The sequence below is a fragment of the Acinetobacter sp. VT 511 genome (assembly GCF_001077515.1).
Lineage (GTDB): Bacteria > Pseudomonadota > Gammaproteobacteria > Pseudomonadales > Moraxellaceae > Acinetobacter > Acinetobacter schindleri.
This window is the reverse complement of record NZ_LFRE01000089.1, coordinates 159,214-176,070: the sequence shown is the minus strand read 5'-3', so window position 1 is coordinate 176,070 and position 16,857 is coordinate 159,214. Positions and strand designations below refer to the sequence as shown.

21 protein-coding genes and 1 riboswitch are annotated in these 16,857 nt (G+C 43.5%); of the genes, 15 read left to right on the top strand and 6 right to left on the bottom strand.

Annotation, left to right across the window (positions count from 1 at the left end; all coding sequences use genetic code 11):
- The first annotated feature begins 31 nt into the window (after nucleotides 1-31).
- From ACS72_RS13605 to panD, 4 genes are all read left to right on the top strand, one after another.
- Nucleotides 32-985, top strand: coding sequence for a ribose-phosphate pyrophosphokinase (locus ACS72_RS13605; RefSeq protein WP_048882398.1), 954 nt, complete (start codon nucleotides 32-34; stop codon nucleotides 983-985).
- Between the two features lie 100 nt (nucleotides 986-1,085).
- Nucleotides 1,086-1,382 (top strand): 50S ribosomal protein L25, encoded by a 297-nt coding sequence (gene rplY, locus ACS72_RS13600; RefSeq protein ID WP_004814908.1) that lies wholly within the window; start codon nucleotides 1,086-1,088, stop codon nucleotides 1,380-1,382.
- A 19-nt stretch (nucleotides 1,383-1,401) separates the two neighbouring features.
- Nucleotides 1,402-1,983: an aminoacyl-tRNA hydrolase gene (gene pth / locus ACS72_RS13595; protein ID WP_048882397.1), complete on the top strand. Its 582-nt coding sequence runs from the start codon at nucleotides 1,402-1,404 to the stop codon at nucleotides 1,981-1,983.
- Between the two features lie 145 nt (nucleotides 1,984-2,128).
- On the top strand, nucleotides 2,129-2,509 hold the full coding sequence (gene panD / locus ACS72_RS13590) for an aspartate 1-decarboxylase (protein WP_008307603.1): 381 nt from the start codon (nucleotides 2,129-2,131) through the stop codon (nucleotides 2,507-2,509).
- A gap of 71 nt (nucleotides 2,510-2,580) precedes the next feature.
- On the opposite strand, the gene ACS72_RS13585 is transcribed toward panD, so the two are convergent.
- Together ACS72_RS13585 and ACS72_RS13580 are read right to left on the bottom strand one after the other, a co-directional pair.
- On the bottom strand, nucleotides 2,581-3,165 hold the full coding sequence (locus ACS72_RS13585) for a GDYXXLXY domain-containing protein (RefSeq protein WP_048882396.1): 585 nt from the start codon (nucleotides 3,163-3,165) through the stop codon (nucleotides 2,581-2,583).
- Complete coding sequence (locus tag ACS72_RS13580; protein ID WP_048882395.1) at nucleotides 3,162-4,967, bottom strand: DUF2157 domain-containing protein; 1,806 nt, start codon at nucleotides 4,965-4,967, stop codon at nucleotides 3,162-3,164. Before ACS72_RS13580 ends, ACS72_RS13585 begins: the two co-directional genes overlap by 4 nt.
- A 170-nt stretch (nucleotides 4,968-5,137) precedes the next feature.
- Nucleotides 5,138-5,292, top strand: a riboswitch (FMN riboswitch).
- Between the two features lie 106 nt (nucleotides 5,293-5,398).
- Here ACS72_RS13580 and ribB point away from each other — a divergent pair.
- The gene (gene ribB, locus ACS72_RS13575) at nucleotides 5,399-6,058 is read left to right on the top strand and encodes a 3,4-dihydroxy-2-butanone-4-phosphate synthase (protein ID WP_004814903.1); all 660 of its coding nucleotides are present in this window, start codon (nucleotides 5,399-5,401) and stop codon (nucleotides 6,056-6,058) included.
- Between the two features lie 65 nt (nucleotides 6,059-6,123).
- Here the strand turns inward: ribB and ACS72_RS13570 are convergent, their stop codons facing one another.
- Nucleotides 6,124-6,735 carry a LysE family translocator gene (locus ACS72_RS13570; RefSeq protein ID WP_004814902.1) on the bottom strand — a complete coding sequence of 204 codons (612 nt, stop codon included), beginning with the start codon at nucleotides 6,733-6,735 and terminating at the stop codon, nucleotides 6,124-6,126.
- Between the two features lie 44 nt (nucleotides 6,736-6,779).
- The gene (locus tag ACS72_RS13565) at nucleotides 6,780-7,268 is read right to left on the bottom strand and encodes a DUF1289 domain-containing protein (RefSeq protein ID WP_005222926.1); all 489 of its coding nucleotides are present in this window, start codon (nucleotides 7,266-7,268) and stop codon (nucleotides 6,780-6,782) included.
- 188 nt (nucleotides 7,269-7,456) lie between these two features.
- Between ACS72_RS13565 and ACS72_RS13560 the strand changes: the two genes are divergently transcribed.
- The 5 genes from ACS72_RS13560 to ACS72_RS13540 all read left to right on the top strand — a co-directional run bounded on the left by ACS72_RS13560 (nucleotide 7,457) and on the right by ACS72_RS13540 (nucleotide 10,654).
- Complete coding sequence (locus ACS72_RS13560; protein WP_004891935.1) at nucleotides 7,457-8,389, top strand: rhodanese-related sulfurtransferase; 933 nt, start codon at nucleotides 7,457-7,459, stop codon at nucleotides 8,387-8,389.
- Between the two features lie 205 nt (nucleotides 8,390-8,594).
- Nucleotides 8,595-8,873, top strand: coding sequence for a hypothetical protein (locus tag ACS72_RS13555; protein ID WP_048882394.1), 279 nt, complete (start codon nucleotides 8,595-8,597; stop codon nucleotides 8,871-8,873).
- Nucleotides 8,874-8,957: 84 nt separating this feature from the next.
- Nucleotides 8,958-9,575, top strand: coding sequence for a DedA family protein (locus ACS72_RS13550; RefSeq protein ID WP_004814896.1), 618 nt, complete (start codon nucleotides 8,958-8,960; stop codon nucleotides 9,573-9,575).
- A 30-nt stretch (nucleotides 9,576-9,605) separates the two neighbouring features.
- On the top strand, nucleotides 9,606-10,028 hold the full coding sequence (locus ACS72_RS13545; protein ID WP_048882393.1) for an ABZJ_00895 family protein: 423 nt from the start codon (nucleotides 9,606-9,608) through the stop codon (nucleotides 10,026-10,028).
- Nucleotides 10,029-10,213: 185 nt separating this feature from the next.
- Nucleotides 10,214-10,654, top strand: coding sequence for an ABZJ_00895 family protein (locus ACS72_RS13540; RefSeq protein ID WP_048882392.1), 441 nt, complete (start codon nucleotides 10,214-10,216; stop codon nucleotides 10,652-10,654).
- Nucleotides 10,655-10,732: 78 nt separating this feature from the next.
- Here the strand turns inward: ACS72_RS13540 and ACS72_RS13535 are convergent, their stop codons facing one another.
- Both ACS72_RS13535 and ACS72_RS13530 read right to left on the bottom strand, forming a co-directional pair.
- Nucleotides 10,733-11,257, bottom strand: coding sequence for a YecA family protein (locus tag ACS72_RS13535; protein ID WP_004814890.1), 525 nt, complete (start codon nucleotides 11,255-11,257; stop codon nucleotides 10,733-10,735).
- Nucleotides 11,258-11,329: 72 nt separating this feature from the next.
- Entirely contained in the window at nucleotides 11,330-11,536 is a 207-nt protein-coding gene (locus ACS72_RS13530) for a PA3496 family putative envelope integrity protein (protein WP_004814888.1), read from the bottom strand.
- 398 nt (nucleotides 11,537-11,934) lie between these two features.
- On the opposite strand from ACS72_RS13530, the gene rpoD reads away from it, so the two are divergent.
- The 5 genes from rpoD to ACS72_RS13505 all read left to right on the top strand — a co-directional run bounded on the left by rpoD (nucleotide 11,935) and on the right by ACS72_RS13505 (nucleotide 16,843).
- Nucleotides 11,935-13,821, top strand: a complete 1,887-nt coding sequence (gene rpoD, locus ACS72_RS13525; protein WP_004891926.1) for an RNA polymerase sigma factor RpoD — start codon at nucleotides 11,935-11,937, stop codon at nucleotides 13,819-13,821.
- A 113-nt stretch (nucleotides 13,822-13,934) separates the two neighbouring features.
- A complete protein-coding gene (locus ACS72_RS13520; RefSeq protein ID WP_004814884.1) occupies nucleotides 13,935-14,222 on the top strand; it encodes a YbeD family protein in 288 nt (95 codons plus the stop codon).
- A gap of 166 nt (nucleotides 14,223-14,388) precedes the next feature.
- Entirely contained in the window at nucleotides 14,389-15,048 is a 660-nt protein-coding gene (gene lipB / locus ACS72_RS13515; RefSeq protein ID WP_004814882.1) for a lipoyl(octanoyl) transferase LipB, read from the top strand.
- Between the two features lie 75 nt (nucleotides 15,049-15,123).
- Nucleotides 15,124-15,657 (top strand): hypothetical protein, encoded by a 534-nt coding sequence (locus ACS72_RS13510; RefSeq protein ID WP_004891919.1) that lies wholly within the window; start codon nucleotides 15,124-15,126, stop codon nucleotides 15,655-15,657.
- A gap of 1 nt (nucleotide 15,658) precedes the next feature.
- A complete protein-coding gene (locus ACS72_RS13505) occupies nucleotides 15,659-16,843 on the top strand; it encodes an iron-containing alcohol dehydrogenase (RefSeq protein WP_004814878.1) in 1,185 nt (394 codons plus the stop codon).
- Nucleotides 16,844-16,857: the final 14 nt, after the last annotated feature.

The following is a 16,857-nucleotide window of genomic DNA, read 5'->3' as shown; positions in this document are numbered from 1 at the left end:
TTCCATACATACCAACCGCCAAGGGTGCTTCATGCCCAATCTTGTCGTTTTTAGTGGAACCGCGCATCCACAATTCGCTCAAAAAGTCGTAAGTCACTTACATATTCCTCTAGGTGCTGCATCTGTTTCTACCTTTTCTGATGGTGAAATTGCTGTAGAAATCACTGAGAATGTACGTGGTAAAGACGTATTTATCGTACAACCTACTTGTGCCCCAACGAACGACAACCTAATGGAAGTCCTCGTGATGGCTGACGCGCTGCGTCGTGCAAGTGCTGGTCGTATTACCGCCGTTATTCCTTACTTCGGTTATGCCCGTCAAGACCGTCGTCCTCGTTCTAGCCGTGTACCAATTACCGCAAAAGTTGTTGCAGATATGCTGACGACTGTGGGTATTGACCGTGTAGTGATGATCGACCTTCATGCTGACCAAATCCAAGGCTTCTTCGATATCCCTGTAGACAACATCTACGGTACTCCAGCATTGCTTGCTGACTTACGTCAACAACAGCATCATAACCTGATGGTTGTTTCTCCTGACGTGGGTGGTGTAGTACGTGCTCGTGCTGTTGCGAAACAGATGGGTGATATCGACCTGGCAATCATCGATAAACGTCGTCAAAAAGCGAATGAATCACAAGTGATGCATTTGATTGGTGATGTAAAAGATCGTGACTGTGTCATTGTTGATGACATGGTGGATACAGCGGGTACGCTTTGCAAAGCAGCTGATGCATTGAAAACTTTTGGTGCTCGTAAAGTGGTGGCTTATGCAACTCACCCGGTACTGTCTGGTAAAGCGATTGAAAATCTTAAAAATTCTGTAATCGACGAATTGGTTGTAACTGATACCATTCCGCTTTCAGAAGAAGCTTTATCTCTTGGTAAGATTCGCCAGGTTTCAGTAGCAAGCATGGTTGCTGAAACAATTCGTCGTATTAACAACGAAGAATCTATTAGCGCAATGTTCGATTCTTATCTATAATAGTGCGCTGAATTTCCAAAGCCCTGCCATTTGGCGGGGCTTTCTATCACCGGATCGGTCGCAGGTCTGGTTCATTTAAAACTTAAATAGGATGTCTATCATGGCAAACTTCGTATTAAACGCAGAAGCACGTGAAGTAGCACAACAAGGGAAAGGTTCGAGCCGCCGCCTTCGTCATGCTGCTAAAGTTCCAGCGATCATCTACGGTGGCGAAGCTGCTCCTGTAGCTGTTACTCTTGAACTTCGTGAGCTTGTTAAAGCTTTAGAAAGCAATGCTTTCTTCGAAGAAGTTGTTGAAATCAACATCGACGGCAAAACTGAAAGCGTTAAAATCCAAGCGCTTCAACGTCACCCAGCTAAAAACACACCTATGCACGCTGACTTCAAACGCGCATAAGTGTTGATGGTGTAAATTAGTGTCAAATATTTCACTGATTGTAGGTTTGGGCAACCCAGGTTCTGAGTATGCCCAGACCCGCCATAATGCAGGCTTCTGGTTCGTAGAACGCCTTGCCAAACAATATGGCATTTCCCTCAAAAAAGACCCAAAATTCAATGGATTTAGCGGTCGTGGTAATATCGAAGGCCAAGACGTTCGTCTACTTCTTCCAACAACATTCATGAATCTTTCTGGTAAAAGTGTTGTTCCCTTTGCCAAATTCTATAATATCGCTCCTGAGTCAATCCTGATCGCACATGATGAGCTGGATATGAATCCAGGAATCATTCGCCTGAAAACTGGCGGTGGTCATGGTGGTCACAATGGTTTGCGCGATATCGTGCCGCACATCGGTCCGAACTTCCATCGCTTACGTATCGGTATTGGTCACCCAGGTTCTAAGGAACGCGTGTCCGGTCATGTACTGAGTAAGGCACCGAGCAGTGAGCAGACTTTAATGGATGACGCGATTGCACATGCCATGAATCGCATCAAGATGCTGGTCAATGGTGAAGTACAACAGGCCATGAACCAAATCAATGCCTATAAACCAAACTGATCATTCTATAAATTGTTGAATAATCTTTCTTGCCATCTTACGCATTTCAGAGCAAAATGCGTTTGCTCGATTGTTCACCATACAGCAAGCAAGATTGATTTAACCAAATGATCAAACTCTTAGGTCAACTCAGGGGACGCTAGCCATGCTATCTCGTTTATTAAAATGCAAAATTCACCGTGCTCACGTTACACATGCAGAACTACACTATGAAGGTTCATGTGCAATTGATGGCGTTTTGATGGATTTGGCTGGCATTCGTGAATACGAAGAAATTCATGTGTGGAACGTGACCAATGGTAAACGTTTTGCAACTTATGCAATTCGTGGCGAAGACAATTCAGGCATCATTTCAGTGAATGGTGGTGCTGCGCATCAGGCTGATGTTGGTGATATCGTAATTATTGCTACATTCGGTGATTTCACTGAAGCTGAAGCAAATGCCCACAAACCACGCCTTGTCTATGCAAATCCAGACAACACGGTAAACCACACAGCGAACTGTATTCCTGTGCAAGTAGCTTAAGTCCAAGATTTTAAAAAGCCCGCAATATGCGGGCTTTTTTATTGAAAAATACTTCTAAAAATAAACCTTAATTAACTGCCCTGTACCCAGTCTTTTTGGCTTTCGCAATTTAAAGCTCGCAGATTCTGATCTACCAGATTCGCCAATAAAGCCTGTCCATTATCTTTAACTTTAATCTCGGCATATTTTGCGTTGTGATAGCATGGCTCCAATCCTTCTGCAAACAGAAAGCTATTCGCTGCCGGATATAAATTGGCCAATCGGTTGGAAGGATTTTTTAGAAGCAAACGCGCGGAATTTCCCGGATGAGTTTTTAAAAGATTTTCATCCAGGCTGGTTTGAATCACACGATGCTGATCATCTAGCTGCACATAGCTTAAAAGATGTGTCTGATCCTGAATACGCTTTTCTAAGGCTGCAATTTTCTTATCCGCTAAACCACCCTCTTCTCCACGGTCAGCTTCAGCATCACCCTCGAAATGCAGCTCATAATTCAGTGCCATATAATCGCCTTGCAAGATTGAGCGCGGATCGACCGGAGCAAGCTCAACAAAGATGGACTGGCTGTTCGCTAAATGATCTTCATGTTTGAGGATCAGCCCCACAAAGAGCAGAATACTGAATCCGGCCAGAATCAGAGGAAGAAACTTTTTCATGCAGTTTCCTCCTGACCAGATCTAATCCTTACCTGCTTTAAGCCATAGACCATGCACCAAACCATGAGACCTGAGATGAAAATCGTGAGGCTCTTTACCAGGAAACTCAGCCCCAGATTGTAATACAGCATCCATAACCAAAAGATCAGCAATAAAATCGATAGGGCTTGAATCATTCGTTGCTGATAGACTACAGCCCAAGCCATGAGCAGCATAATGATAAAAATTTCAAAATAGCCCAGCAGGATCAGTAATAAACCCAGAACCGGAATTAACCACAGCCATTTTTCAGAAAATTGTTGCCAGTTTTGCCAAATAAAACTGAACAACAATAAGCTCGGAAGAATATAAAATAGCAAGACTTGCTCAAAGCTGATCTGTCCGATGCTCTGCCAATGCTCCAATCCAGTTAGCGCCTGAACCACCGCTGAACCTGTCAGCATGGCGATCATCCAGAGAAAGATACTTTTCTGATAATGCGAAGATTGCCAATAACGCGCTGTTAGGAATATTCCGATGAAAATGACATAGTTCAAGCTGAGTATGATACGGATCACCATGTCATCATGTTTAAAAGAATTCTCTAAGACCAGAACCACGATTGCTAATGCATGCGTCATCAGCAGCTGTAGGGTCAAAATAGACCAGTGCATCCGTTTGATGGTAGTAAGCCCCAGCATTAATAATTGCAGCAGCCAGACTACAACTATACTGTCGGTCAGCAGTTCTGTATGAATTAAAACTGCTGCCTGACCACAGATCCACAAGCAATAGGCAAACTGGTGCATAAAAACTGAAGCCTGCTGACCCAGCAGTTGCCAGGCGATGCCTATAAAAATGATCCCCATTAAAATCGAAAATGCTTCCCAGTAAGTCAGTAACAGGACTGCAAGAATAATTCCCGAAATCCAGGCACCGAGTGCCAGAGGAATCACAGAAAATTTGGTTTGTGGAAAAATTCTATTTAAAGCAAAACTAATTAAGGCAAACCAGCCAAAAATCAGCACAGCTAGCACAAATAGTCCAGTAGCTGAATTGGTCAGTTGATTTTCAACCAGTTCAAATACCCAGAAGCTCACACTGGCAGCCAAACCTGCAATGAGAAGAATGACTTCTAGCGCCTGATGTTTCCTATAAAAATAAAATGCGGCACCTGTCGGTAAAACAACTGAAGAAGCTAAATAGATCAGCTTAGAGTGATGAATAAACTGCATCATGCTGCTGATCGAAATCACGATCACAAATGCGATAAACAGAAAACGTAGCAGCGCGTAATAGCGCATGGCATACGCAAAGCTAAGTGCTGTCAGCAAATTTAGACCGAGCAAATACAACCCTTCTGCTCTTCCCATCCAGAAGCTCTGTTTAAAATACAGATACAACGTCAGCTGGCTCACTACGCAAAGCATGACAAAAATGCCAATATTGGAGCGATAGAGCCATGGTAAGAGCAAGGCTGACCAGAGCAAAAATAACAGATAACTATCTGCGCCAGTTTGATAAATCTGCCCAATCATTGCCAGACTTAAACCCAGCATGAGACCAGATACTGTATCCAGACTCTGTCTCACCCATTCCTGCTGGTCGAAGTAAATACTTGCTGTTGCACTACAGAGTAAAATCAGCATCGGGATTGCCAGCTGAACCGGATCCGGCAGCATCCACCAGTTCGCTGCCATTAAATACAGCAAACTGACCGTGATGAGTGCCAAGCCCAAGATTTTTAAATAACGTAGTACTTCTACATTGCAGAACAGCAAGGGCGAAAATTGATTATTTCGGATCAGCTCAGTTTTATGCATTGTTAGAATGATTGAAGGATTTCTAATCTTCCTCACACCATAGCATGTTTCCAGTAATTTGCTAAAAACCTGGGTAATTCAGATTATCTGTTTTGTTTATCTAAAATTCTGCAAATTACTTTCCATTTCAACCATCCCATCTTTTTAAAATCAGGACTATAATGTTCTTACATCGCTTCAGGGCGGGGTGTGATTCCCCACCGGTGGTAATTTCAGCTTTTTATAATTAGGCTTGAATTAGCCCACGAGCGGTCAATTTCGATTGATCTGCAGATCTGGTGCAAATCCAGAGCCGACGGTATAGTCCGGATGAAAGAAGACGAAAGCAGCACCAAGGCTGTATGCCGTGCATACACCTGTTTTTGCTATAAGCCTATTTTCACTCAGTCCTGAAATGTTCAATCATATTTTTACTTTAGGTGAGCATTTCAATGTCAAGTTTGATTCAACCCGAAATTTTCTTTTCTGCTTTAGCCCCTGCTGAACAACGTATCCTTCAGGCACTCGAAGATCTCCGCCAAGGCAAACCTGTCCTGGTCATGGATGATTTTGACCGTGAAAATGAAGCCGATCTGATTGTGGCAGCTGAAACTTTAACTGTAGAAACCATGGCGCGTATGATTCGTGATGGTTCAGGCATCGTTTGCTTATGTCTGACCGATGAGCTGGCAAATCATTTAGAGTTGCCACCAATGGTACAAGATAACTCTAGTCAGTTTAAAACTGCCTTTACTGTAAGTATCGAAGCAGCAGAGGGTGTAACAACCGGTGTTTCTGCCAAAGACCGCACGACTACAATTAAAACAGCGATTAAAGACGGGGCAGTTGCCAGTGATCTGAATCGTCCTGGTCATGTATTCCCATTACGCGCCCGTGAAGGTGGTGTCTTAACCCGGCGTGGTCATACTGAAGGTACTATTGACCTTGCGCGTCTGGCTGGTTTAAAACCTGCCGGCGTGTTGTGTGAACTGACTAATCCGGATGGCAGCATGGCTTCTGGTATTCAGGTTCTGTCATATGCACAGACGCATCAACTAATCGTAATTACTATTGACGAACTGGTAAAGTATCGCCAGCAACACAATATATAAGTCTATTTAAAAAGAAAATCCCGGCATTTGGTTCGGGATTTTTTGTGTCGTATATATTGATTGAATTAACTGAAGATGGAATAAATTCCATACAGTGCAACCATTAACAAGATCAAGCCGCATAGCCCCAGTAAATGCGGATAAAGCTGAGACCGAGATAATCGCTGAAACCCCAGATACACCAGTGACAGGGTGAGGAAATCCAGAACAATCCAGCTGATTGTCAGAATCACCAAGCTTAAATCGAGGTTTGGGCTAATGCCTATAAATTGCGGAAAAAAGGCGGCAAAGAAAATAATATCCTTGGGATTAGAAATACCTACCAGAAAACCGGTACGAAAGCCGCCCTGTACAGGCTGCAGGCTTTGTGGTCCAGTTGATCCCTGCCCTTGCCAGATTTCCCTGAAAATCTGAACTCCCAGCCAGGCAATATAAAAACAGCCAAGTAGCTTAATGCCATTCAGCCAATTTTCGTTAACAACCAGAAGACCTTTTAGACTGAGAATGGATAAACCAATCAGAACCAGTGAGGCAAAGTTAGTCCCGAAAATAGTCTGCAAGGCATGCTTATAGCCGCCTTTGAGCCCGGCACTAGCGACCAGTAACATTACTGGCCCGGGTGTCGCGATCATGATTACTACGGCCAGACAATACAGCAGATATTCGGTAATATTCACCCCATTTCTCCTTGTCTAATATAGTCAGTATAAAAAAAGAGGACCTACTCGTCCTCTTCTTCCATCTGGATCAGATGCTGACTCATCCCATCAGCACGCAAGAATGCCAGATCATAACTGGCTTTTGCCAATGCCAATACTCGACGTTCAAATTCATCCCAAATCGGACGTACCTGTTTGTAATGAATGCCTAGGCCACTCTCATCAGTCAAATGCCGGTTTTTTTCACACAATTTTAATGCATGATAGAGCTTACGCCCTTTACTGGCATCATCACGCAACCGCACCCGCTTGGACAATACAAATTTCTCGACATGGGCCATATCTGCCAGAGGCAGCATCGGGACTAGAATCTGATCAAGTTGAGCATCCAGACGTTGCCATACTGCGTTATGCTGTTCAGCCGTATAGGTATTCCACTGAATCACTTCATGATTAAAACGGCGACAACCGCGACATACCGCATCACCAAATACGGTCGAGCAACGCCCTGCACATGGGGTTAAAGATGCAATACGACGATCTGAACTCAAAACTTACTCCAACATTGCTGATCATTTCAGCACAGGCAGGTCTGTAATAATACCGGGTCGGGCAAGACTATACACGCTCTCCTGCATGAATTGAAGTCCCTATAAATGCTATGGGTTTTACTCGCATAATCATGCAAATCACGTTAAAATGTGCGCCTTTCAAATATCATGCTACGTTGGAGTATTCCATGAACGCTACTGTAGAACAGCTTGCACCTGTAGAACAGCAAGCGACGACTGGTTGGGTTGTTGCCGCACTTTATCAATTTAAGGAAGTTCAAGACCCCGCAGGTCTTCAGCAACGCCTCCTTGACCTGGTAAAAACCATCGACCTTTGCGGTACTCTAATTGTGGCAGGCGAAGGCATTAACGGTACCGTTGCAGGTAACCGTGAAGCCATCGACAAAGTACATCAGTTCCTTCTGGACGAAGGTTTCAACGAAATGGAATACAAAGAGTCTCATAGCTCTGACAAACCATTCCGTAAAATGAAGATCAAACTGAAGAAAGAAATCGTGACTTTAGGTGTTCCTGTTAAACCACGTGATCTTGTCGGTCATTACCTTGATCCTAAAGAATGGAACGAATTGATTGCGCGTGATGACGTGATTCTGGTCGATACCCGTAATGACTACGAATACAAGGCCGGTACATTTAAGGGTGCGATTGACCCGAAAACTGAAACTTTCCGCGAATTCCCGGAATACGTGAAACAGAATCTGGAACAGCACAAAGACAAGAAAATTGCCATGTTCTGTACAGGCGGGATCCGTTGTGAAAAATCGACCTCTTTACTTCTTCAAGAAGGCTTTACTGAAGTTTATCACCTGAAAGGTGGTATTTTGAAATATCTGGAAGAAACCCCACCAGAAGAGAGCCTATGGGAAGGTGAATGTTTCGTATTTGATGGCCGTACTGCCGTGACTCACGGTATGGAAGAAGGCCAAAATACTAAATGTCACGCATGTGGCTGGCCACTCACTCCTGAGGAGGCAGCATTACCAAGCTATGAACACGGCGTATCTTGTGTGTACTGTATTGACAAAACAACTGAGAAGCAAAAAGAAGGCTTCCGTATGCGCCAGTCACAAATCCTTGCTGCAAAACGTAAACGTTTATAATGTGTAGAATGTAACTAGATGTATAAAAGCCCTCATTTGAGGGCTTTTTTTTACACAAACTTCACAATCTAAATAAAAATCTCAACACGCTTTTACCAAGATTCCCCTTTAAAAAGAAAAAGTCTTGATAATCTATATGCAGTAATCATTTTCAACCTAAGTGTTTAATTAATAAATATATTTTTTATATGAAAAGGAACACAAAATGACAAAATCCTACGCAAAATATGAAGATAATATTGTTCAGTTTCAACGCAAGGATCAAGTAAAAGTACAGCGTACTGTTGAAGTCATGGACCAGCTGGAACATGAATCACATCTTTTTATTGTTGTGCTAGGAACTGTTATTGGTGCGATCTTAGCGCTATTTATTGGCTATCACATCAACACTGGCATCGTGCAATTTTTGCTATTAAGTATATTGCCAGTATTCAGTGCCTATCTGCTGCGTCGAGTTTATATCTATACCCTCACGCATAGCTAATTTGTGCGATCTACAATTTATCTACTTTACCCACTCTGGAATACTCCGTAGGATAAAAGCAGTATTTTCAATTAACTGCTGCTTATGAATCTGACTGACTGGATTATTTCTATTATGGAACAGCTGGGCTATTGGGGTATTGCCCTGCTCATGTTCCTCGACAATGTCTTCCCGCCTATTCCCTCTGAAATCATTATGCCATCTGCGGGCTATTCCGCGTCCCAAGGTCAATTAGTACTGGTCGGCGTGATCATTGCGGGTTGCCTCGGCTCCCTGCTGGCTGCTGCCTTACTTTACTGGATTGGTTATAAATTCAGTCATGAATCGATTTTCAGATTTGTCGACCGCTATGGTAAATATCTGTTTATTAAATCTGATGATGTAAAAAAATCTTTAGCATGGTTCGAGCAGTATGGTCATCGCATTGTTTTTGCTGGACGTATGATTCCCGCAGTGCGCTCCCTGATCAGTATTCCTGCTGGAATGAGTCGTATGCCCTTCTGGAAATTCATGTTTTATAGCAGCTTGGGAACCATCATCTGGACGACTTTTCTGGCCTGTATTGGATTTTATTTCGGCGAAAATCAGAACTTGATGCATCAGATTTTTAGCAAGGTCAGTTATATCATTATTGCAATTGTAGCGATTATTATCGGCTGGGTTCTGTACCGTAGACATCAACGCAAAAATCGTCCATCCTGAATAGTAAGTCCTGTTAAGGAGGCCAGAACGATGTCGCATTATCTTAAATATTTTGCAGCCGTTTATCTTGCCTTGCTGGTTTTGGTTGGCATGATTGTGTATTGGTTAAACTTGGGTGCCATTATTTTCATTCCTGCATTAATTGCAGCAGCATTCTTGAGTGCCCGGCATTTTGTGCATAAGGAACTGCGTGTCCCTGACGCCAAGGAAAAAAATACCTTGGTCTGGGGCTCTACCATTATTGCCATGAGCCTTGGCTTTATTTTTATCTTGGTGATGATCTGGCTGCACCCTTATACCGAGGAAATTCTGCGCCGAATGAATTATACAGGCCGAGGCCCAAATTCATTTATTGTCGCTGCCTTGATTGCCTTGCATGCCGCCCTGTTTCATGTCGCCTATCATGGCTATACCCGCTATAGCTTGGCTAAACAGCCAAAGAAACACGCTTAATTTCAATCTAGTTCAAATCATGTCACGTGATCCTTCTATGCTTCACGTGACATTCGTCGTATTCTTTTAATTTATCTTGCTCAATATTCGAGCAAATTATTAAAATAAACAAACTTGTTGGTATAGCTTTTCCCATTTTCAACCACACAAGCAACAACAATAAAAACACAATATTCGAGATAAAAATGATGATTAAAAAATATTTTGGCTATTTCACTATAGTTTATCTGGTCGCGATTCTGATTGTCGCTGGTTTAAATATGTTTATCGATTTGCCTGGCAGCAGCACTGCCATCCCGGCATTATTCGGTGCAGGGGCAGCGGCAGCGATCAAATTTGTTCAGGATCAACAGCGTCTACCAAGTGCTATAGAGAAAAAACAGTTAATTTGGGGGTGTCTAGGCATTAGCGTACTCATTGGCTTGATCTTATCCTTATCAATATTGGGTATTGCAGAACAACGGGAAATTATCCTCAGTATGCTGGAATCTTTATCTTTTGGCATCTGGATAAGCGTATTGCTGCTAGGCTTGGCGATTCAATATGTTGTCCTTGCCTTATGTTTCGGCTGGATGAGTAAAAGCGCTCTTAAAGGTTTGGAAGCAAAAAAACAGGCCAAGGAATAACTGCTTAGCTTAAAATTACAGATATAAAAAAAGCAAATATGAAAAAAGCACCCGAAGGTGCTTTTTCATTTGGGAGAATTAATCTGGTGTATGATACATCAGATACAATTCATTCAGGTTTTCTGGAATTTCTTCCGCAAGCTCGTCCATTAACTGGCCGTTACGACGGAAAGTTTCCATTTGTGGGTCTTCTTCATCAATCCCACTGAAGACCATGATTGGCAGGGTTAAATCCACCAGCTGTTCTTCAAATTCTTCTGCAAACCATGCTTCTTCGTTCAGGAACATGGCATCAACAAAGCCCACACTCCAGTCACCAAGACTTGATTCGGTATCCGCTTCCTCGATTTCAAACGGGAAAGTGATGCCTTCTTCATTGGCCAAGCTTTGACGGATAGATTCCAGCCATACTTTAACCTGTTCGATGATTGCTGCTGGAACTTTTTTCTGATTGTTATCAAAAAGCTCATCCAGCCATCTGTCAAACTGCGGACCTACTGCAATTGCACACAGGAAACCGTGAGTTGCCGCAAAATCCAGACCATACTCATTTTGGTCGCCATCCAGATAGTCACTCAACAGGTCTAAATCTAAAGCACTCATCTAATATCCAAACTTAGAAATTCCGAAAGGCCTAGCATAGCATTTATTCAGGCCATGCTAAATCCGAATTGCTTAATCTTCGTCGTCGAAGTCATCGTCATCGTCGAAGTCATAGTCAAAATCTTTGAGTTCGCGCTCGAGGCGGCGTTGAGTCAACAGGTCATCAATCAAACGACGTTTTTCCAACGACTCTTTTGCGCTGAGCTTGCTGGAAGCCTCATCGAAGCTAACATCATCATCACCGTAGTTATCATCTAGTTCAAAATCTGTAGAAGACACTAAAACTACCTCATTGTGAAAAATGTAAAGGGTCCTAGGCGCTATTTATCTTGCCTAAAAATACTTGTCAAGTTTTATTTAAATTTTAGTATCTTAAAATTGTAATTAGGGCTTTTTTTCCAAGTAAATTGTATGGCATGATATAATCCACCCTGCGTCCTTATATTTTTTGACTATTATATTTTTGGTCAGATACAGATACGCCGGGGCTGGACTTGAAAATAACAAATTCATCCCCATCTTAAATTACTGAATTTCATTTTAAATATTTTGTCAGACAGCCTCGATGCTGAATAATCTGATGAAATATGTAGGCTATTCACTAAATTTAATGAGCTTAAGTCGTGCAGAGTTGTACGATTTTTTACTGTCACAGATTCAACGAAGAGTAAGCAAAGATGAGCGATATGACTTCCCCTACTTCGCAAGTAGCGGCTCTGATTAGCCGAGGCAAAGAACAAGGTTATTTAACCTTCGCTGAGGTTAACGATCATCTCCCGGACTCAATCACAGAAAGTGAACAGATTGAAGATATCATTCAGATGTTGAATGACGTCGGCATTCCGGTACATGATCGCGCGCCTGAATCTGATGATGCGATGTTTGAGGATACTGCAGAAGCTGCCGATGAAGTTGCAGAAGAAGAAGCTGCAGCAGTACTTGCATCTGTAGAAAATGAGCCAGGTCGTACAACTGACCCAGTACGTATGTATATGCGTGAAATGGGTACTGTTGAACTTTTAACGCGTGAAGGCGAAATCAGCATTGCAAAACGTATTGAAGAAGGGATCCGTGACGTTCTTCACTCCATTGCTTACTGGCCAAATGCCGTAGAAGTTGTACTACAAGAATACAAAGATTATGAAGCTGGCGAACGTCGCCTGGCCGACCTGCTTTCAGGTTATTTAGACCCTGAAACTGATGATGATATTCCAGAAGTGCTGGAAGAAGTCGCTGACATCGAAGAAGATGAAGAAGCAACTACCAAGTCAACCAAAGATGTAAAACTGGATGATGAGGAAGATGAAGAAGAGTCTGACAGTGATGACGATTCTGAAGGTGATTCAGGTCCAGATCCAGAAATCGCTAAAGTTCGTTTTGCTGAACTTTCAGATGCATGGAAAAATACCAAGGCTGTCATTGAAAAGCATGGCCGCAACAGCAAAGAAGCAGAAGAAGCACTGCAAGCTTTAGCTACTGTGTTCATGATGTTTAAGTTCACACCGCGCCTGTTCGATATCATTTCAGAAATGATTCGTGGTACCCACGACCAGATCCGTAGTGCAGAACGTGAAGTAATGCGTTATGCAGTCCGTCGTGGCCGCATGGACCGTACCCAGTTCCGTACTTCTTTTCCGGGTCAGGAATCTAATCCAGCCTGGTTAGATGAGCAAATTGCAAAAGCGCCTGCTGATCAAAAAGCTTATCTGGAAAAAGTACGTCCTGACGTGCTAGCATTCCAGCAAAAGATTGCGGACATTGAAAAAGAACTTGACCTGAAAGTTCGTGACATCAAAGACATCGCCAAACGTATGGCAGTGGGTGAAGCGAAAGCGCGCCGTGCCAAGAAAGAAATGGTTGAAGCGAACTTACGTCTGGTCATTTCGATTGCGAAGAAATACACCAACCGTGGCTTGCAGTTCCTGGATCTGATTCAGGAAGGCAATATCGGTCTGATGAAAGCCGTAGACAAGTTTGAATACCGTCGTGGTTACAAGTTCTCGACTTATGCAACCTGGTGGATTCGTCAGGCGATTACCCGTTCAATCGCGGACCAGGCACGTACTATCCGTATTCCAGTACACATGATTGAAACTATTAACAAGATCAACCGTGTATCTCGTCAATTGCTTCAGGAAATGGGTCGTGAACCTACTCCGGAAGAACTGGGCGAACGTCTGGAAATGGACGAAGTGAAGGTTCGTAAAGTACTGAAAATCGCCAAAGAACCTATTTCGATGGAAACACCGATCGGTGATGATGAAGATTCGCATTTGGGTGACTTCATTGAAGACAGCAACATCACCTCTCCTGTGGATGCGGCAACGTCAGAAGGCCTGAAAGAAGCGACACGTGAAGTACTGGAAAACCTGACTGAACGTGAAGCGAAAGTCTTGAAAATGCGTTTTGGTATCGACATGCCAACTGACCATACTTTGGAAGAAGTAGGTAAGCAGTTCGACGTAACCCGTGAACGTATCCGTCAGATTGAAGCGAAAGCCTTACGTAAGCTGCGTCATCCTTCCCGTTCTGAACACCTGCGTTCATTCCTTGAGAATGATTAAGATTTGATGCTTGTTCTGGAGACTTGAAATTTGCTTCAGGGTCTCCATTTTAACTAGCCAAGACAGACCCAAACGCCTGCATGATTGCAGGCGTTTCAAATAAGGGGACTACCATGTTAGACCGTACACCTTCTCGCGAATTACAGGAACATCTCTGGGTGTTCCCGATGGACTATCCGATCAAACTGATTGGCCTTGCTGGTATTGAGTTGCATCAGGCCGTAAATGAGATCTTTGTAAAGCATTTTCCTGAATTTGATGGCAGTAAAATGACCGTTACGCCCTCACGTACAGGTAAATATCATTCGATCACTGCACAGCTCCGTTTTCTAGAACTGGAACAGGTTCATGCGGTCTATGCCGACTTAGCCGCTTGTCCGCTGATCAAAACTGCGCTTTAAACCTGATTTTGCTTCATGCCAGGTACATAAAAAAACACGCTTATGGGCGTGTTTTTTTATGCTTATGAATTTACTGTAGACAATGACGAGCAATCACTCCCCTATCTGCCGCTGAAATCATTATAATTATTAGCAGTATTTTTTAATCTTTCCAAGGACGCACACTGTGACTGATGCGGTTCAAAAACCCTGCCTGATTATTCGTCAATATAATGACCTGACTCCCTATGAAAACCGCTTTCTGGAAATGAAAGCCCTGACTGAAAACCGTGATGAAAACACCCCGGATGAGTTGTGGATTTTGCAGCACCATGATGTCCTGACTCAAGGGCAAGCGGGTAAGCCGGAACATATTCTGATGTCATCCAATATTCCGGTAATTCAGACCGATCGTGGTGGTCAAGTCACCTGGCATGGTCCGGGCCAGCTGGTGGCGTATTTTATGTTTGACCTGAACCGTCTTGGCTGGAATGTCCGTACGCTGGTGTCCTATGCCGAAAACCTGATGATTGAGCTACTCAAGAAGCATAATATTGAAGCCTATGCCAAACCGGATGCACCCGGTGTCTATGTCAATGAACGCAAGATTGGTTCCCTCGGCTTTAAAATCCGTAAAGGTCGCAGCTATCATGGTCTTTCCTTGAATATTGACTGTGACCTGACAGGTTTCCATACCATCAATCCATGTGGCTATGCAGGACTGGAAATGGTCCGCATTAACGACTTGGTCAACAACCCGCCAAAATTTGCTGACTTGTGTGTCGAAATTATTGAAACTTTAACCAGCAGCGGTTACTTTAAGGACGTTAGCGTCGAGCAAAGATAAAGCCTTTGCATTTCAACAATAAATAAATTAGAGTAATTACTCTAAACAAATAATATTCCAGGTAGGGATCATCACGTGATTGCAACTAAATCCGTTAAACCTGCTTTGCAACAGGCCTATGTCAAACTCATGATGGATGTGATTGGCAGAGGCTTAGTCATGGCAAGCCAGGTCGATGAAGAAATCAAAAAGGAAGTTGCCCAGTTTCCGGCGAATTTCAGTCTTTCCATGAAAGTCTTCCCCCACGGCCCGGCATTTATTGCCCGGGTTACTGAAGAGAAGCAACTTGAACTCGTGAAATCTATGGACACTGTGCCTGACCTTACGATCACTTTTAAGCATCTGCATCATGCCTTTTTGGTCTTTTCATTCCAGGAAAGTACCTCACAGGCCTTTGCCCATGACCGCATGATTGCCGATGGTGATATCTCTTATGCTATTCGTCTGGTGCGTTGTCTGAATAAAATGGAAGCCTTGATTTTGCCGAAAATGGTGGCACAACTGGCTGTCAAAGAATATCCAAGTAATCTCAGCCTGAAAGAAAAATTAACTGAAGCAAGCAGCATCTATTTAAAAATTGCTCAATCTTATTTGAAACGGAGTGCCTAACATGACCAAGCCTTATTATGAATTTTTCTGTCCAGTCAAGGTGATTGCCGGTCATGCTGCGCTCGAACATATTCCGTTTGAACTCTCGACATTAGGTGCCAAACGTCCACTCATCATTACCGATAAAGGCGTACGTGCCAATAATCTGCTTGCACCGATTGAAGCTGCTTTTGAATCGACGGATGCAGAGATTGCAGCGATTTTTGATGATGTCCCACCCGATTCGAGCTTAGGTACAGTACGTCGTGCTGCACAACTATATCGTGACAATAACTGCGATGCGATTATTGCCATCGGGGGCGGTTCAGTTATCGATACCTCAAAAGCGACCAACATTCTGGTCTCTGAAGGTGGCGATGACTTGCTTAAATATTCTGGCGCACATAACCTACCAAAGCCCTTAAAACCATTTTTCGTGATTCCAACCACGTCTGGAACAGGTTCTGAAGTAACCATGGTTGCAGTGGTATCGGATACTGAAAAGAACCTGAAAATGCCGTTCGCATCTTATTATCTGATGCCGCATGCTGCGATTCTTGATCCACGTATGACCCAGACTTTGCCACCGCATTTAACCGCAATGACTGCAATGGACGCGATGACCCATGCGGTCGAAGCCTATACCTGTATGGCAGCCAATCCGATTTCAGATGCTTATGCCACAGCAGCAGTGAAGAAAGTCAGTGAGAATCTGTTTAAGGTGCTGGATAATCCGTCTGATGCTCAAGGTCGTCTGGAACTGGCACAAGCTTCTACCATGGCTGGGATCGCTTTCTCGAACTCGATGGTTGGTCTGGTGCATTCACTCGGTCATGCGCTCGGTGCGGTGGCTCACTTGCCACATGGACTATGTATGAACCTGTTCCTGCCTTATGTCCTGGAATACAACAAGGAAGTGAATGGTGGCAAGATTGCAGAGCTGCTTCTCCCACTGGCTGGCCCTGATATTTATGCACAGACCCCGGGGCATCTGCGTGCCGATAAAGCGATTGCAACCATTCAGGCGATGCGTGACCGTATTTATGCCCTGACTAAATTACCACGTACATTAAGTGAAACAGGTAAGGTTTCTGAAGCCCAGCTCGATGAAGTGGCAGAGAAAGCCCTGAATGATGGTTCCATCATTTATAACCCGAAAGAAGCCACCCTGGAAGATTTGAAAACCATCTTAAAAAAGGCTTGGTAATTACTGAAAAATAA

Excerpts from the sequence above, each read along its gene's own strand:
- ACS72_RS13535 (WP_004814890.1), bottom strand. The coding sequence starts at position 11,257 with ATGAGTGCTTTAGATTTAGACCTGTTGAGTGACTATCTGGATGGCGAC.
- rpoD (WP_004891926.1), top strand. The coding sequence starts at position 11,935 with ATGAGCGATATGACTTCCCCTACTTCGCAAGTAGCGGCTCTGATTAGC.
- ACS72_RS13550 (WP_004814896.1), top strand. The coding sequence starts at position 8,958 with ATGAATCTGACTGACTGGATTATTTCTATTATGGAACAGCTGGGCTAT.
- ACS72_RS13560 (WP_004891935.1), top strand. The coding sequence starts at position 7,457 with ATGAACGCTACTGTAGAACAGCTTGCACCTGTAGAACAGCAAGCGACG.
- ACS72_RS13540 (WP_048882392.1), top strand. The coding sequence starts at position 10,214 with ATGATGATTAAAAAATATTTTGGCTATTTCACTATAGTTTATCTGGTC.
- ACS72_RS13555 (WP_048882394.1), top strand. The coding sequence starts at position 8,595 with ATGACAAAATCCTACGCAAAATATGAAGATAATATTGTTCAGTTTCAA.
- panD (WP_008307603.1), top strand. The coding sequence starts at position 2,129 with ATGCTATCTCGTTTATTAAAATGCAAAATTCACCGTGCTCACGTTACA.
- rplY (WP_004814908.1), top strand. The coding sequence starts at position 1,086 with ATGGCAAACTTCGTATTAAACGCAGAAGCACGTGAAGTAGCACAACAA.
- ACS72_RS13580 (WP_048882395.1), bottom strand. The coding sequence starts at position 4,967 with ATGCATAAAACTGAGCTGATCCGAAATAATCAATTTTCGCCCTTGCTG.
- ACS72_RS13545 (WP_048882393.1), top strand. The coding sequence starts at position 9,606 with ATGTCGCATTATCTTAAATATTTTGCAGCCGTTTATCTTGCCTTGCTG.
- ACS72_RS13585 (WP_048882396.1), bottom strand. The coding sequence starts at position 3,165 with ATGAAAAAGTTTCTTCCTCTGATTCTGGCCGGATTCAGTATTCTGCTC.
- ACS72_RS13605 (WP_048882398.1), top strand. The coding sequence starts at position 32 with ATGCCCAATCTTGTCGTTTTTAGTGGAACCGCGCATCCACAATTCGCT.
- ribB (WP_004814903.1), top strand. The coding sequence starts at position 5,399 with ATGTCAAGTTTGATTCAACCCGAAATTTTCTTTTCTGCTTTAGCCCCT.
- ACS72_RS13505 (WP_004814878.1), top strand. The coding sequence starts at position 15,659 with ATGACCAAGCCTTATTATGAATTTTTCTGTCCAGTCAAGGTGATTGCC.
- ACS72_RS13520 (WP_004814884.1), top strand. The coding sequence starts at position 13,935 with ATGTTAGACCGTACACCTTCTCGCGAATTACAGGAACATCTCTGGGTG.